Below are 14,438 nucleotides of genomic sequence, written 5' to 3' on the forward strand. Positions count from 1 at the left end.
ATGGCAGGACGCGAATCACTGGATAAACTGATCGAGAGGCTTGCCGGCGCGGTGGTCGAGGCGCAACGCCGCATCGAAAACCATCAGGCCGGCAACTGCCTCAGCTGCTTCACTCCCCAGCAGGAGTATTTATGAGTTGGCAGAGTTGGGTGGGTTGGATGAGACGCGCCATGTCGCTCCGGAACCGGTTGCTTCTGGCCTTGCTGTTCTTCACTGCTTCGATAACCTGCGCCACTGACCAAAAATGGAGTGAGGCCGACCTCCTAGGCGCCTGGAGCGGCGTTGTCGCTACGGGGCAGGTTAATATTGCCGCGGAGCTGACCGTGCAGCAGGTGGAGGGCGGCAACGGGGGCATCCAATACCTCCTGCATTACGGCCCCGGCAGAAATTGTCAGGTTGTTGCCAGGAAAAAATTGCAGGCAAATACAATGTTTGAGCTCAACATTGATGAGGCAAGCGGCGGCTTTTGCGACCCACTCTGGAACACAACGGCATTGTCGCTGGAGGTGTTGGCTGCGGATCGGCTGCGCGTCACAATGGCGCCAAATCCTATAACCCGGCTGACAGAGGTGGTTGAGCTGACAAAAATACCGCGCTCTTGACCGCCCCCAAAATACAGCAGCCGCCCGATGAAAACCAAGCCGTAGCCTGGATGAAGGGCAACGAAATCCGGGAACACGCCCAATCAGCCCTCGGATTCTGCAGGCTGCATACGGGCTACGGCCGCCGGCAAGGTCGTTGCGTTGCCGGGTTGGTAAACCGTCGCACCAAGAAAATCAACCTGTGGACGATGCGGGGATTGTTTTACCGCGCTGCAAACCAAACGGCGCTCCGCAGTTTGGGGCGCGCGTCCTGCCTACTGCGCCAGCCGCAGCCTGGCCTCGCGGGTCAGGTGACACGTCAGGCGATTGAGCGACGGCGCGTCCAGGTTCCAGCAATGCCAGTAGAGCTGCACCGGAACGCTGTGGCCGGGCGCAAGGTCGACAATGCGGCCCTCAAGGAGCGTGTCCTGGCTTTGCTGGTCCGGCAGCATGCCGTAGCCGATGCCGGCGGCAATGCAATCCACAAATTTTTCGGATGAAGGCGCATAGTGGCTTGGCAGGGGAGAGGGCGTTTCTCCCAGCATGTGCTGGAACAGCTTGCAGTGCACCTCATCCTTGCGGTTGAACAGCACAATCGGGGCGCGGCGGCAGGCCTCGGCGTCGATCAGTCCGTTCGGGAACCACCGGGCCGCAAACTCAGGTGCGGCAAAGGCGCGGTAGCGCATGCAGCCCAGACGGGTCGTTGCGCAGCCTTGCATGGGCTGAGGCTGGGTGCTGACGCAGGCCATGACCTCGCCGTCTCTGAGCATCCGATGGGTCTGGTCCTGGTCGTCAACCCGGATGTCCAGCAGGAAGCGCTCTTCCCGCAACAACGGCAGGATCGCCTCTAAAAACCAGGTGGCCAGGCTGTCGGCGTTGATGCCGACCGCAATGGTGGTGAACGCCTCTTCCCCTTTTGTTTGGTTGCCGATTTCGTCGCGAAGATCGTCTTCCAGCCGTTTGATCTGGAGATAGTGCTTCAGCAGCTTCTGGCCGGCTGGAGTTGGCTGGGGCGGGGTGGTGCGCGCCAGCAGGATCTGGCCGGTTTGCTCCTCCAGGAGCTTGACGCGTTGCGATATTGCCGATTGGGTCAGGTGCAGGGCCTTGGCGGCCCTGTCGAATCCGCCCTCCTGGAGCACGGCGGCCAGGGCTTCGATGAGTTTGTAGTCAAACATGGCTGTATTATTAACATTGCTTATCAATCATTTATACAATTAATTTTACTTCAGCTTGATCCGCGTCTATCTTCCCCCTGTTGATCAACAATCAGGAGGGAGAGAGGATGGGTACGGCTTTTTTACAGGGTTTGGGGGTTGGCGCGGGCTTGATTGCAGCAATTGGGGCGCAGAACGCCTTTGTGCTGGCGCAGGGCGTTCGCAAAAATCATCATCTTGTCATTGCGCTGATCTGCATCGGCTGCGACGTGGTGTTGATCTCCGCCGGCGTTGGCGGTTTTGGCCGGCTCGTTGCCATCAGTCCGGGGCTGACCCTGTGGATGACGCGGCTGGGCGCCGCTTTTCTGGTGGTGTACGGCTTCCTTTCGTTGCGTTCGGCGCTGCAGGGCGCAGGCCTGGCCGTGAGCGAACATCCGCCGCTTTCCAGAAAGGCGGCCGTGTGTACGACCCTGGCGGTGACCCTGCTCAATCCCCACGTCTATCTGGATACGGTGGTCCTGCTGGGAAGCGTGAGCAGTGGGCTGCACGAGGCGTCGCGCTGGTTTTTCTGGTCCGGCGCGGTCTGCGCCTCTGCCCTCTGGTTCCTCAGTCTCAGCCTGGGCGGCCAGATGTTGGCTCCCTTGTTCACGAACCCGCGTTCCTGGCGGGTGCTCGACACCCTGGTGTGCGCGGTTATGTGGTCGATTGCCTGGTCGTTGTGGCGCTCAACCGGCGGGCTGGAGTGATGAAAATTTGGGCGGCCGCCCGCAAGCGCATCTCGCCTGCGGGCGTCAGAAACCGTTTTACGGCGCGTCGATGAACCGTTGGGTGGAGTAGTCTTTAATCGGCAGCGGTTTGATCACTTTGTTTTTCCCCGGCAGTTTTTCGATGTACTGCAAAAAGGCCTCGGCGTAATCGAGACCAACGTCGATGCGGCGTTCGCCGGTGATGTTCTTCAGCGCGGTGAACGAATCGTTGCCGTCGGCGAGAAAGGAAATGGTGGCCACCTTGTAGGTTTTCCCCAGGTCAAAGGGCTGGTAGCTGCCGCTGGCGGTGCGGATCTCCAGATGGGAGAATCTCGAGCCCTTGGGTTTGCTCGCGTCCAGTCGCCAGCGCAGGCCGCCGGCATAGGGATAGCAGCCGGTGTTGAGCGCTGGGCCGACCACGCCTTCGACCGCATCCTCGAGCGCCGCCTTGATTTCCGCGCCGGTGGCGTTGAGCTGCACCAGAGTGTTCTTAAACGGCAGCACCGTGTACACGTCTTTGACGGTGATTTTGCCCGCCGGCAGATCGACCCGGACGCCGCCGCCGTTCTGGAGGGAGAGATCCGCGCCGAAGAAGGCCTTGCCCTGCTGGAGAAAGGCCTCGGCCACGATCTGCTGGATGTCGCCGCCGTGGGCGTTGACCCGCTCGTTTTTGTTGCAGACGTCGCCCAGGGAGGAACGCGAGGCGTCGCGCTTGTTGCCCGGAACGCGGCGTAGGCAGAGGTTGTCGGTGGTCGAGCCCACCACGGCGGCCCCCATGGCCTCTTTCTCTTTTTTGTAGGGGCCGAGCAGGGCGGCGGCCTGCGGGTCGGGCGCGGTGATCCGCAACACCTGGCTGGCGGCGATGTCGGCGCGAACGGCGGCGGTTTCTTCCTTAGTCAGAGGCGCGTTGTCGGCGCGGCTGAATTGGTCGCCGATCAACACTTGGGGATTCCCGGCGCAATCCTCAACCTCGCCCTGGGCGTCGAACCGCACCTGCAGTTGGCCGACCACATAAGCGTATTGCCAGGCCTGGACAATGCACACCGGCTTGCCGTCCCTGTCCGCGCTCCGCGTTGGATAGGGGCCTTCGGGCGAGATCCCGTAGGCTTTGAGCGATTCGGGGCCGAGTAGGGAATGGGAGTCGCCGCCCACCACCACGTCGACCCCGGACAATTTTTTCACCAGGGCTTGGTCTGCGGGGTAGCCGATGTGGGTGGAGAGGATGATTTTGTTGACCCCCAGGGCCTGGAGGCGGTCAATCTCCGCCTGGGCCGCCGCGGCCTCGTCGATCAAGGTGGTGTCGCTGTTGGGCCGGGACGAGTGCTTGGTTTTGCCGGCCACGGTCAGGCCGATCACCCCGATCTTCTCGCCGCCGCGTTCCAGCACCACCGAAGGCAGCACTGTCTCCGGGGCCGTGGCGGTCCGCATCGGCGAACTGGGGCCGAAACGGACGTTGGCGCTGAGCAGCGGCGTTTTGCAACCGCCGGTGTGGAGAAAGCCCATCAGTTTTTTGATGCCGGCGTCAGTGTTGTCGAATTCGTGGTTGCCCAGGGTGAACGTGTCGAAACAGATCTTGTTCATCAGCTCGGCGTCGGCCTTGCCCTCGCTGAGGGTGTAGTAGAGGTCGCCGGTGCTGGCGTCGCCGCTGTGGATCTTGAGCACGTTGGCGGTACCGTGGGCCCCGGCCTCTTGCTCCATCGCCTTGATCGCGGCGGTCACCCGGGAAAATCCGCCCCGCTCCACGGTGATTGGCTCCCGTTTGCCGCCGGTGTTCAGTTGCAGGGTGATGTTTTCGGCGTCAAGGTGCGAGTGGTGGTCGTTGAGGTGGAGCAGGGTGAGGGTAATCGGCCGCGAGCCGCCTGCGCCGTTTTCGGCCGGCGGTTGTTCCTGTTTGCCGCCGCAGCCGGCGAGGAAAAGCATCAGGCCAAAGGCCGCTGTTTTTGTCGCAATGCGCATGGTCACTCCCTGGATGTTGAAGGAAAGGTCAACCTACTGGTCTTGTTTCAAATACCGTCATTATACCCAAATCAGGCCAAAGCCCTACCGCTATTTGCCGGAATCCATCGGCAAAAGCTGCTTGAATTTTATCATCCCATCGGGTAGCCTTGGCAAAATTTTTCAACCTTGCCCTCTACTTACAGGCACTTTCGTGGCAGACATCCTCCAGCAGAACAAGAAATCCGCAATCCGGGAGAACATCGAGGCGATCATCATTGCCGTTCTTCTGGCCTTGGTTATCCGCACCTTCATTGTCCAGGCGTTCAAGATTCCCTCGGGTTCGATGCTGCCGACCTTGCAAATTGGTGATCACATCCTCGTGAGCAAGTTCATCTACGGCGTCAAGATGCCGTTCACCGGCGCGACCCTGATCCCGATCAGCAACCCCAAAGCCAACGACATTGTTGTCTTTCAGTTCCCCAAAAATCCGGAACTGGATTACATCAAGCGGGTGATTGCGGTGGGCGGCGACAAGGTGGAGATTCGCGATAAGAAAATCTTCATCAACGACAAACCGTTTGAAGACCTGCACGGGGTGTTCAAAGACCCATTGATCCATCCGGCCAATTTTGATCCCCGCGACAATTTCGGCCCGACAACGGTTCCCGAGGGCAAGATCTTCGCCATGGGCGACAACCGGGACAACTCCTTTGACGGCCGTTTCTGGGGTTTTGTCGACCTCAAGGCGGTTCGGGGCAAGGCCTGGGTGATCTACTGGTCCTGGGATGTGCAGCAGCCCCTTTTCTCACTGGATCGGCTTCAATCCATCCGCTGGAGTCGGCTTGGCGATTTCGTTCACTGATCACCGGAGGCAGCATGGCAACCGGCTACTATTTCGCGCACCGCCACATCCTCGGCATTGAGCAGCTCTCCTGCGAGGATATTGCCCACATTCTCAGCACCGCCGATTCGTTTAAGGAAATCTCGGCCCGGCCGATCAAGAAGGTGCCGACCCTGCGCGGCCACACCATCATCAATCTCTTTTTCGAGCCCTCCACCCGCACCCGCCTCTCCTTTGAGGTGGCCGCCAAGCGGATGAGCGCCGACACCTTCAACATTAGCCCTTCGACCAGCAGCACCACCAAGGGCGAGACCCTGGCCGACACCGCCCGCAACATTTCGGCCATGCATCCGGACATCATCATCATCCGCCACGCCTGTTCCGGCGCGCCGCTGCTTCTCAGCCGCAACGTCCAGGCGGCGGTGATCAACGCCGGCGACGGGGCCCACGAGCATCCCTCGCAAGGGTTGCTCGACATGCTGACGGTCAAGGAGCATCGGGGCACGTTGAGCGGGCTGAAGATCGCCATTGTCGGCGACATTGCCCACAGCCGGGTGGCCCGTTCCGACATCGTCGGCTTCACCCGCATGGGTTCTGAGGTGTACGTCTACGGTCCGTCCACTTTGGTTCCCAAGGGGATTGATCAGCTGGGGGCCAAGGTCTGCACCTCGCTTGAAGAGGCGGTGACCGACGCCGACGTGGTCATGACCCTGCGCATCCAGCGCGAGCGGCAGAATGACCCGCTGCTGCCGTCGCTGCGCGAATATGCCCGCCATTTCGGCATCTCCAGGCAGGTTTTGTCCCTAGCCAAGCCGGACGCCTTGGTGATGCATCCCGGCCCGGTCAACCGAGGGGTGGAATTGAATCCCGACGTTGCCGACGGGCCGCAGTCCGTGATCCTGGATCAGGTGACCAACGGGGTGGCGGTGCGCATGGCCCTGCTCTATCTGGTGATGGGGAATTCCTGATGGCCGCGTCGCACCGTTTGCTCCCCAATTTTTGTTTTTCCGAGGCACGCTGCCGATGAACGCGACCTGGCGCATTGTCAACGGCCGGATTATCGATCCGGTCAACTCACGGGATGAGATAGCCGATCTGCTGGTGATTGACGGCCGGATTGCCGGGCCGGATCAGCCTGTGCCCGCCGGCGTGCAAGAGATCGACGCCGCAGGTTGCTGGGTGGTTCCCGGCCTGATCGACATGCATGTGCATCTGCGCGAACCGGGCGAGGAATACAAGGAAGACATTCACTCGGGAGCGCGGGCCGCGGCCAGCGGCGGGTTCACCGGGGTGGCCTGCATGCCCAACACCAAGCCGGTCAACGACTGCGCCGTGGTTACCGCCATGATTCTGGGTCGTGCCACGGATGCGGCGGTGCGGGTCTATCCGGTGGGGGCGATCAGTCAGGGCAGCGAGGGACGGCAGTTGGCCGAGTTTGGCGAGATGAAGGCCGCGGGCGTGGTGGCCGTCACCGACGACGGGCATCCGGTCCGCGACAGTCAGTTGATGCGCCGGGCCATGGAATACGCCTCGGATTTCGGCCTGACCGTGATCTCGCACAGCGAGGAAACGGCGCTGAGCACCGGGGTGATGAACGAGGGGCCGGTTTCCACCCGGCTCGGGCTCAAGGGCATCCCCACCGCGGCGGAATCAATCATGGTCTACCGGGAGATTGCCCTGGCCGAGTTCACCGGCGCCCGCGTCCACATCGCCCATGTGAGCACCGCCATGTCGCTTGACCTGATTCGCGCGGCCAAGGCCCGGGGCGTGCGGGTGACCGCCGAGACCGCGCCGCACTACTTCACCCTCACCGACGAGGCCGTGATCGGCTACGACACCAACACCAAGATGAATCCGCCGCTGCGCTCGGCCGCCGACCGGGAGGCGATCAGGATCGCCCTGGCCGACGGGACCCTGGACGCCATTGCCACCGACCACGCGCCCCATTCCATCCTGGAGAAGGAGCTGGAATTCGATGCGGCGGCCAACGGCGTCATCGGCCTGGAAACCGCCCTGCCGCTGACCCTGGCCCTGGTGCGCGACAAGGTGATCGACGCCAGGCGACTGGTGGAGTTGATGGCGGTCAATCCGGCGGCTATTCTCGCCGTTCCCGGCGGCGGCTTGAGCGTAGGCGCAGCCGCTGACCTCACGTTGATCGATCCGGAGCGGGAATGGGTTTATGCCGCCGACCAGGTGGTCTCCAAGAGCCGCAACACCCCGTTTCTCGGCTGGAAGCTGCAAGGCCGCGCCGTGCTCGCCATGGTGGGCGGCAGGGTCCGTCACACCCTGCTCAGTTAATCGTCTCGCATATCCCGCTTACACATAGGGGGCCGGATCGACCAATCCGGCCTCGCTGAACCCCTGTAGTCTGAGCCGGCAGGCGTCGCAACGGCCGCAGGCCTTGTCGCCGACCGGATCGTAGCAGCTGTGGGTTAGGCCGTAGTCCACCCCCAATTCCCTGCCTTTGAGAATAATTTCCTTTTTGCTGAGACGGATGAGCGGCGCATGGAAGCGAAACGGCTTGCCGGTCGCGCCCGCCTTGGTGCCGAGGTTGGCCATCTGTGCAAAGGCGTCGAGAAACTCGGGCCGGCAGTCCGGGTAGCCGCTGTAGTCGATCGCGTTGATGCCCAGGAAAATGTCTGAGGCCCCCAGCACCTCGGCCCAGGAGAGGGCGTGGGCCAGAAAGAGGATGTTGCGGCCGGGCACATAGGTGACCGGAATCTCCTTTTCCATGTCGCCAAAGGGCCGGTCCTTGGGCACCTCGATTTCGGCGGTCAGGGCCGAGCCGCCAATGGCGTCAAGATCGACCCGCAGCACCAGGTGGCGGGCCGCGTCGGCGTTGCGGGCGATGACGCGGGCGCGTTCCAGTTCAATCGATTGCCGCTGACCGTACTGAAAACTGAGGCAGTTGCAGGCAAACCCCTGGGATTGGGCCATGGCGAGAACTGTGGTGGAATCCAGGCCGCCGCTGAGCAGGACGACCGCTTGTTGCTGGTTCATAAGTTTCGTCGACTGGTTAGAAAATGGAAAAGGGAATTTTGTGGGTGATGGCGATGGCCTGCGGGCTGACCTCCGCCTGATAGGCGAGGAATCGCACCCCCTGGCCGGCCGCCCAGGCAACGGTTTCGGCGTAGACCGGGTCGATGTGGGCCGCTGGTTTGCACAGGGCGGCGTCGCTTCGCTGGATGCAGAACAGCACCGCCGCCCCGAAACCGGCCTCGGCCAGTCGAACCAGTTCATGCAGATGCTTGGCCCCGCGACTGGTGACGGCGTCGGGGAAAAAGGCAATGTTGTCTTCAGCCAGCGAGCAGTTTTTCACTTCAAGGTAGGCGGCGCCCTGATAGCCCTCAAGGAGGAAGTCCAGCCGGCTTTTGTCGGAAACCTTGACCTCCGGGGTGATGGAGCGAAGGCGGCCGAAATCGTTGATCACCCCGTTTTCCAGGGCTTCGCGGACCAGGTGATTGGTTCGCCCGGTATGGACGCCGATCCAGACGCCCTGATGCTGCACCATCTCCAGGGTCCAGGCGTATTTGCGGCCCGGGTTGTCGGAACGGCTGATCAACGCCGGGCTGCCTGGTTCCGCGCAACCGCGCATGGAGCCCGAGTTGGGACAGTGCACGGTCAGGGTTTGCCCGTCTTTGAGCAACACATCGGCGAGAAAACGCTTGTAGCGTTTGCAGAGGAGCCCGGTTTGGCAGTTGGTCGGCAGGAGCATGGGCGGCAAGCCTTGAAGGCGCGGTGGGCAAGCAGGGTGTTTGCCGGTGCAAGCGAAGCGGGAAAATCTCAGAGAAAACCGGGTGCGGGGCTGGCAATTCTTGCACGAATCATGTACTTTATGCCTCTTTACAGCCTGCAGCCAGGTGGCTTGGCAAAGAGGAGACGTCTGTGAGCGCCGCCGCGAGGTTCTCCGGTTGACTTCTCCGTTTTTTCACTTGTTTTTTTTCGAGAAAAAATAACCGCTGCTCCCGGCGGAAACGCCTGGGACGCAAAGATTTTTCTTTTCCGGCATATAACAAGTTCTCTCCCATAATCCAACCGCAAAGGAGAATCCTGCATGAAACTCGGACTCAATGGTCTTGGACGAATCGGCAAATTATCTCTGTGGCATCATGTCTCCCGCCAGTTTTTCTCTGAAATCGTCGTCAATTTGGGCAGAAACGTTGGCTCAGGGCTCACGGACATCGCCGCCGCCATTGAGAAGGATTCCACCTATGGCCGGCTGGGCATGTATCTCCACGGTCACAAGAGCGGCCGGGTGATTGAGAACCTCAATGAAGAAAAGGGTTCGATGACCATCAACGGCGTGCCGGTCACCTTTCTGCGCAAGGCGCGCAATCCCAAGGACATCGACTGGCAGGGCAACCAGGTGCGGCTGGTGGTCGACACCACCGGCGCCTTCAAAGACCCGACCGCCGATCCCTCCGAGGGCAAGGGTTCGGTGCGCGGCCACCTCCAGGCCGGCGCTGAAAAGGTGCTGGTGTCGGCGCCGTTTAAAATTCAGGCCAAGGGTCTGGACATGCCCGACGACGCGGTGACCACGGTGATGGGCATCAACGACGACGACTACGACCCGGCTCGGCACAGCATTGTCTCCGCCGCCTCCTGCACCACCACCTGTTTGTCGTACATGATCAAGCCGCTGCTCGATCATTTTGGGGCCGAGCGGATGCTGTCCGCCTCTATGGTCACGGTGCACGCCGCCACCGGCACCCAGCAGGTATTGGATCGCATTCCCGGCACCGGCGCGACCGATCTGCGCAAAAACCGCTCGATCCTCAACAACATCATCCTGACCACCACTGGCGCGGCCAAGGCCCTGGGGTTGGTCATCCCGGAGATGAAAGCCATCGGCTTTATCGCCGAATCGGTGCGCATCCCGACCTCGAGCGGCTCGCTGATTGTCCTGGTGCTCAACCTGCAGGATGAGCTCGACAACCCGATCAAGCGGAGCCTGCTCAATTCGATCTATGAAGAATACGGCAAAACCAGCCCCTATCTGGTGTATTCGGCCGAGCAGAACGTTTCTTCAGACATCGTCGGCATGCCCCGGGCTGCGGTGGTGATCGAGTCCACTGAAACCCACACCCGCACCGCGTCCATCCGGGTTAATCTGCAGACGTTGAAAAATTTTAAATTCGAGGCCGGTTCCACGCCGCCTATCCTGGAGGTGCCGCTCACCCAAGCGGTTATTTACGGCTGGTACGACAACGAGTTGGGCAGCTACACCAACATGCTCGGCGAGCTGACCGTTTCGGTGGCCGAACGGATGGTGTGAGAGTCCGTTTGCTCGAGGCCGCCGACCTGGAGCCGATTCTCCGCATCGAGCAACGGGCCATGGCCAATCCCTGGAACGAAGGACAACTACGGGCGGAACAATCGGCCGGCAACGGGATTGCCTGGGCGGCGGAATCCGGCAATGCACTCTGCGGTTACGCTTTTTTCAGGACCTGTGCGCCGGAATGCGAACTGCTGCATCTGGTGGTCGCCCCTGAACGGCGGCGGCAAGGGGTGGGCGCAGATGTATTGCAGCAGGCCCTCGCCTATTTTGCCGGAACCAACTTTGCCGCCTGCTTTTTAGAGGTGCGCACGTCCAACCAGGCGGCGCGGCAGCTGTATGGAAAGTTTGGGTTTGTCCAGGTGGGGCAACGAAAAAATTACTACAATCAACCGGTTGAGGATGCCTTGCTGTTGCGCCGCAATCTTATCGAGAGTTCATGAGGATATGCCGTGAAAACATTGCGAGATATTGAACTGACAGGGAAAAGGGTGCTGGTCCGGGTCGATTTCAACGTGCCCATGAACGAGGCCGGCGAAATCACCGACGACCTGCGCATCCGCACCGTGCTGCCGACCTTGCGTTACCTGCTGGAGCAGAAGGCGCGGGTCATCGTCTGCACCCACATGGGGCGGCCGAAAGGGCAGCGGGTCGAGAAATATTCGCTGGCCCCGGCGGCGGCCTATTTGGCCAATTTGCTCGGTCAGCCTGTGCCGCTTGCTCCGGATTGCATCGGCCCGGAAGTTGCGGCGGCCGTTGCGGCGCTGCAGGACGGCCAGATCCTCATGCTCGAAAACCTGCGTTTTCATCCCGAGGAAGAGAAGAACGATCCCGAGTTTTCCCGGCAATTGGCCTCGGTGGCCGACGTCTACGTCAACGACGCCTTTGCCGTCTCGCATCGGGCCCACGCCTCGGTGGTGGGCGTGACGCTGCATGTGCGGGAGAAGGCGGCCGGTTTCTTGCTTCAAAAAGAGGTGGAATATTTCCACCGCTCGATCGACGCCCCGCAACGCCCGTTAGTGGCGATTGTCGGCGGCGCCAAGGTTTCGGGCAAGCTGGAGGCCCTGCGCAACATGCTTGGCCGGGTGGACAAGATGATCATTGGCGGCGCCATGGCCAACACCTTCCTGAAAAGCCAGGGCTACGGCGTGGGCGCGTCCAAAGTGGAGGACGACCTGCTGACCACGGCGGATGCGTTGCTGCGTCAGGCGCGGGAGAAAAACATCAAGGTGTATCTGCCGGTGGACGTGATCGTTGCCGACCGTTTTGCCCCGGACGCGGTCTGCAAACAGGTGACCGTCCAGGACATTCCCGACAATTGGATGGCGTTGGACATTGGGCCCGCCTCGGTTGTCTGCTTCAACGAGGTGTTGGCCGACGCGAAAACCATTGTCTGGAACGGCCCGATGGGCGCCTTTGAAATGGACGCCTTTGCCCGCGGCACCATGGCCATGGCCCATACGGTTGCGGCTTCGCACGCCCTGAGCGTCACTGGCGGCGGCGATTCGAATGCGGCCATTGCCCAGTCCGGCGAGGCGGACAACATTTCCTATATGTCGACCGGCGGCGGGGCCTTCCTGGAAATGATGGAAGGCAAAATCCTGCCGGGCGTCAAGGCGCTGGATTGATCGCGTTGTCCACGGGCAGCATGCCTTTTTCCTGAAATCTCAGCGTACACAGGGAGTTCCCATGGAGAGACGTCCGTTTATCGCCGGCAACTGGAAGATGTATCTGACCCTTGGCGAGGCCGTGCAACTGGCCCAGGCGGTTGCCGCCACCAGCGCCGCCTGCATGGATCGCGACGTCATGGTTGCGCCGTCGTTCACCTCGCTGGCTGCGATCTGCGCAGCGACCCAGGGCAGCAATCTGTTGGTCGGGGCGCAAAACATTGCCTGGGAGAGCGAAGGCGCTTTCACTGGGGAAATCTCCGCGCCCATGCTCAAGGATTTGGGGGTAGAGTGGGCCATCGTCGGCCATTCCGAGCGGCGGCACATTTTCGGCGAAAACAACGCCATGGTCAATCGGCGCCTGCACGGGGCCCTCAACGGCTCAATTCAGCCGATCCTCTGCGTTGGCGAGACCCTGGCGGACCGCGAGGCGGGCAACACCTTTACCGTTCTCGAAAATCAAGTTCGAGAGGGGCTGGCGGCGGTGACCGGGCAACAGATGGCGCGGGTGACGCTGGCCTATGAACCGGTGTGGGCCATCGGGACTGGAAAAACCGCCTCCAAAGAACAAGCGCAGGAGGTTCACGCCTTTTTGCGTCAACTGTTGGCAAACCTTTATGAAAAAAATATTGCCGAGGCAGTAAGAATACTGTATGGTGGCTCGGTTAAACCTGATAATATTGATGACCTGATGGCGCAGCCGGACATTGACGGCGCGCTTGTCGGCGGCGCTGCTTTAAAGGCCGAATCGTTTGACCGGATTGCTCGATTTACATGACAACCATACTTATCGTCGTTCACACCATTGTTTGTCTGTTCCTGATCTGCATCGTGTTGTTGCAGCACGGGAAAGGTGCGGACGTCGGGGCTTCTTTCGGCGGCTCCAGTCAGTCGTTGTTCGGCACCGAAGGACCCTTGCCGCTTTTAAACAAGATCACGACATTGGCCGCCATCGTATTCATGGGGACTTCCATCACCTTGGCGTATCTTTCCGCCAATAAAAGCACTGGTTCGGTGATGAGTGATCTCAAGGTGCAGGAGCAACAGATTCCTGCGCAGCAGGCTCCGGTAACCATACCGGCGCCAATCGAAAAAACACCTGAGCAAGCCGCTCCCAAAGGGAAATAAGTATACGCTTGCTTTGTGTAACATATTGCCGAAGTGGTGGAATTGGTAGACACACTATCTTGAGGGGGTAGCGGCCCACGGTCGTGCGAGTTCGAGTCTCGCCTTCGGCACCAAATTTTAGTCCAGCGTCATCCGCTGGCATCCATTAACCCCGTGAATTCTTAGAATTCACGGGGTTTTTTCGTTTTTGTTTGTCCGGTATTGTCCTTTTCGATCTGTTGACAGCCGGGTATGAAACCGGGTACAAAGCCGGGTATGGGTAATCGGCAATCGAATACCCGGTTAAATAATACCCGGTTTTTGAGAAAACACCCTATGTTGACGGCATTAGAAGTCAGAAACGCCAAGGCCAGGATAAAACCTTACAAGCTCGCCGACGGCAAAGGTCTTTTTCTGCATGTAGCCACCAGCGGCAGAAAAACTTGGCGGTACCGGTATGAATTGCCACCGGGTACGGAGTCCGTTGTCGTACTGGGAGAATACCCGGTCATGACTTTGGAATCGGCCAGGATCGAGCGGGCCTCTATGCGCGAGCTGGTAAAGGCTGGAATTAATCCGGCGGAATCCAGGAGGCAAAAGAAACGGGAAGCTGTTACTGCGAAGGAGGAACAAAGACAAGCTGCAGAAAAAAATTTTGAGGCTGTCATGATCGATTGGCACCGGCATCAAAAAGACCGCTGGACCACGAACCATGCCGAAGCTGTCTTGAAAAGTCTCATGCGGTATGCTTATGAACCCTTGGGAAAAATCCCGGTCGATGAGATTACCCCGCCCATGGTCCTACAAGTGGTTCGGTCAATTGAGGCGAAAGGCTCATTGGAGATGGCATCGAAGACCCTGCAACGGATCGGTGCCGTCTTTCGTTTTGCGATCCAGACGGGTCGTGCAACCTATAACCCGGCTGCGGATATGCACGGCGCTTTGAAAGCAAAGAAAGTGCAACATCACACCATGATTCCGCCGGAAGAGCTTTTCGAGTTTCTCGAGACCCTGACCAAAAGCGACATCCATCCTACCACCAAGCTTGCCATTTGGTTCACCATCCTGACCGCTGCTCGGTCCGGTGAAGTTCGCGGCGCTACTTGGCAAGAGATCGACTTGGAAAAGC

The 14,438-nt window shown here is 60.2% G+C and carries 16 protein-coding genes and 1 tRNA gene; 13 read left to right on the plus strand and 4 right to left on the minus strand.

From position 1 onward, the window contains the following. Together RCH93_RS12700 and RCH93_RS12705 are read left to right on the plus strand one after the other, a co-directional pair. The gene (locus tag RCH93_RS12700) at positions 1–135 is read left to right on the plus strand and encodes a DUF2589 domain-containing protein (RefSeq protein ID WP_306548786.1); all 135 of its coding nucleotides are present in this window, start codon (positions 1–3) and stop codon (positions 133–135) included. Then, entirely contained in the window at positions 132–602 is a 471-nt protein-coding gene (locus RCH93_RS12705; RefSeq protein WP_306548787.1) for a hypothetical protein, read from the plus strand. The genes RCH93_RS12700 and RCH93_RS12705 overlap by 4 nt, the downstream gene beginning before the upstream one ends. 254 nt (positions 603–856) lie before the next feature. Here the strand turns inward: RCH93_RS12705 and RCH93_RS12710 are convergent, their stop codons facing one another. After that, positions 857–1,756 carry a LysR family transcriptional regulator ArgP gene (locus tag RCH93_RS12710; RefSeq protein WP_306548788.1) on the minus strand — a complete coding sequence of 300 codons (900 nt, stop codon included), beginning with the start codon at positions 1,754–1,756 and terminating at the stop codon, positions 857–859. A 107-nt stretch (positions 1,757–1,863) separates the two neighbouring features. On the opposite strand from RCH93_RS12710, the gene RCH93_RS12715 reads away from it, so the two are divergent. Continuing rightward, on the plus strand, positions 1,864–2,481 hold the full coding sequence (locus RCH93_RS12715) for a LysE/ArgO family amino acid transporter (RefSeq protein ID WP_306548789.1): 618 nt from the start codon (positions 1,864–1,866) through the stop codon (positions 2,479–2,481). A 57-nt stretch (positions 2,482–2,538) separates the two neighbouring features. On the opposite strand, the gene RCH93_RS12720 is transcribed toward RCH93_RS12715, so the two are convergent. Next, positions 2,539–4,437, minus strand: coding sequence for a bifunctional UDP-sugar hydrolase/5'-nucleotidase (locus tag RCH93_RS12720; protein ID WP_306548790.1), 1,899 nt, complete (start codon positions 4,435–4,437; stop codon positions 2,539–2,541). 193 nt (positions 4,438–4,630) lie between these two features. Between RCH93_RS12720 and lepB the strand changes: the two genes are divergently transcribed. Genes lepB through RCH93_RS12735 form a run of 3 tightly spaced genes read left to right on the plus strand, consistent with a single transcriptional unit; the run spans position 4,631 to position 7,558 of the window. Beyond that, positions 4,631–5,281, plus strand: coding sequence for a signal peptidase I (gene lepB, locus RCH93_RS12725; RefSeq protein WP_306548791.1), 651 nt, complete (start codon positions 4,631–4,633; stop codon positions 5,279–5,281). A 14-nt stretch (positions 5,282–5,295) separates the two neighbouring features. Continuing rightward, positions 5,296–6,228, plus strand: a complete 933-nt coding sequence (locus RCH93_RS12730; RefSeq protein ID WP_306548792.1) for an aspartate carbamoyltransferase catalytic subunit — start codon at positions 5,296–5,298, stop codon at positions 6,226–6,228. 55 nt (positions 6,229–6,283) lie between these two features. Continuing rightward, complete coding sequence (locus RCH93_RS12735) at positions 6,284–7,558, plus strand: dihydroorotase (RefSeq protein WP_306548793.1); 1,275 nt, start codon at positions 6,284–6,286, stop codon at positions 7,556–7,558. 18 nt (positions 7,559–7,576) lie between these two features. Here RCH93_RS12735 and queC read toward each other — a convergent pair whose 3' ends face one another. Both queC and sfsA read right to left on the minus strand, forming a co-directional pair. Further along, positions 7,577–8,260, minus strand: coding sequence for a 7-cyano-7-deazaguanine synthase QueC (queC, locus tag RCH93_RS12740; RefSeq protein WP_306548794.1), 684 nt, complete (start codon positions 8,258–8,260; stop codon positions 7,577–7,579). 16 nt (positions 8,261–8,276) lie between these two features. Further along, on the minus strand, positions 8,277–8,975 hold the full coding sequence (gene sfsA / locus RCH93_RS12745) for a DNA/RNA nuclease SfsA (RefSeq protein ID WP_306548795.1): 699 nt from the start codon (positions 8,973–8,975) through the stop codon (positions 8,277–8,279). A gap of 339 nt (positions 8,976–9,314) precedes the next feature. On the opposite strand from sfsA, the gene RCH93_RS12750 reads away from it, so the two are divergent. The 7 genes from RCH93_RS12750 to RCH93_RS12780 form a co-directional block, all read left to right on the plus strand. After that, the gene (locus tag RCH93_RS12750; protein ID WP_306548796.1) at positions 9,315–10,535 is read left to right on the plus strand and encodes a type I glyceraldehyde-3-phosphate dehydrogenase; all 1,221 of its coding nucleotides are present in this window, start codon (positions 9,315–9,317) and stop codon (positions 10,533–10,535) included. Continuing rightward, on the plus strand, positions 10,532–10,978 hold the full coding sequence (gene rimI / locus RCH93_RS12755) for a ribosomal protein S18-alanine N-acetyltransferase (protein ID WP_306548797.1): 447 nt from the start codon (positions 10,532–10,534) through the stop codon (positions 10,976–10,978). Before RCH93_RS12750 ends, rimI begins: the two co-directional genes overlap by 4 nt. A gap of 9 nt (positions 10,979–10,987) precedes the next feature. Continuing rightward, positions 10,988–12,163, plus strand: coding sequence for a phosphoglycerate kinase (gene pgk, locus RCH93_RS12760; RefSeq protein WP_306548798.1), 1,176 nt, complete (start codon positions 10,988–10,990; stop codon positions 12,161–12,163). A 61-nt stretch (positions 12,164–12,224) separates the two neighbouring features. Beyond that, a complete protein-coding gene (tpiA, locus tag RCH93_RS12765) occupies positions 12,225–12,980 on the plus strand; it encodes a triose-phosphate isomerase (RefSeq protein WP_306548799.1) in 756 nt (251 codons plus the stop codon). Beyond that, positions 12,977–13,330 carry a preprotein translocase subunit SecG gene (gene secG, locus RCH93_RS12770; RefSeq protein ID WP_306548800.1) on the plus strand — a complete coding sequence of 118 codons (354 nt, stop codon included), beginning with the start codon at positions 12,977–12,979 and terminating at the stop codon, positions 13,328–13,330. Before tpiA ends, secG begins: the two co-directional genes overlap by 4 nt. A 27-nt stretch (positions 13,331–13,357) precedes the next feature. Then, positions 13,358–13,443 (plus strand) — tRNA-Leu (locus tag RCH93_RS12775). A gap of 202 nt (positions 13,444–13,645) precedes the next feature. Continuing rightward, the coding region (locus RCH93_RS12780; protein WP_306548801.1) for an integrase arm-type DNA-binding domain-containing protein at positions 13,646–14,438 on the plus strand (793 nt) is incomplete at its 3' end.

Origin of the sequence: Desulfobulbus sp. (genome assembly GCF_030824455.1) — a bacterium.
Classification (GTDB): domain Bacteria; phylum Desulfobacterota; class Desulfobulbia; order Desulfobulbales; family Desulfobulbaceae; genus Desulfobulbus.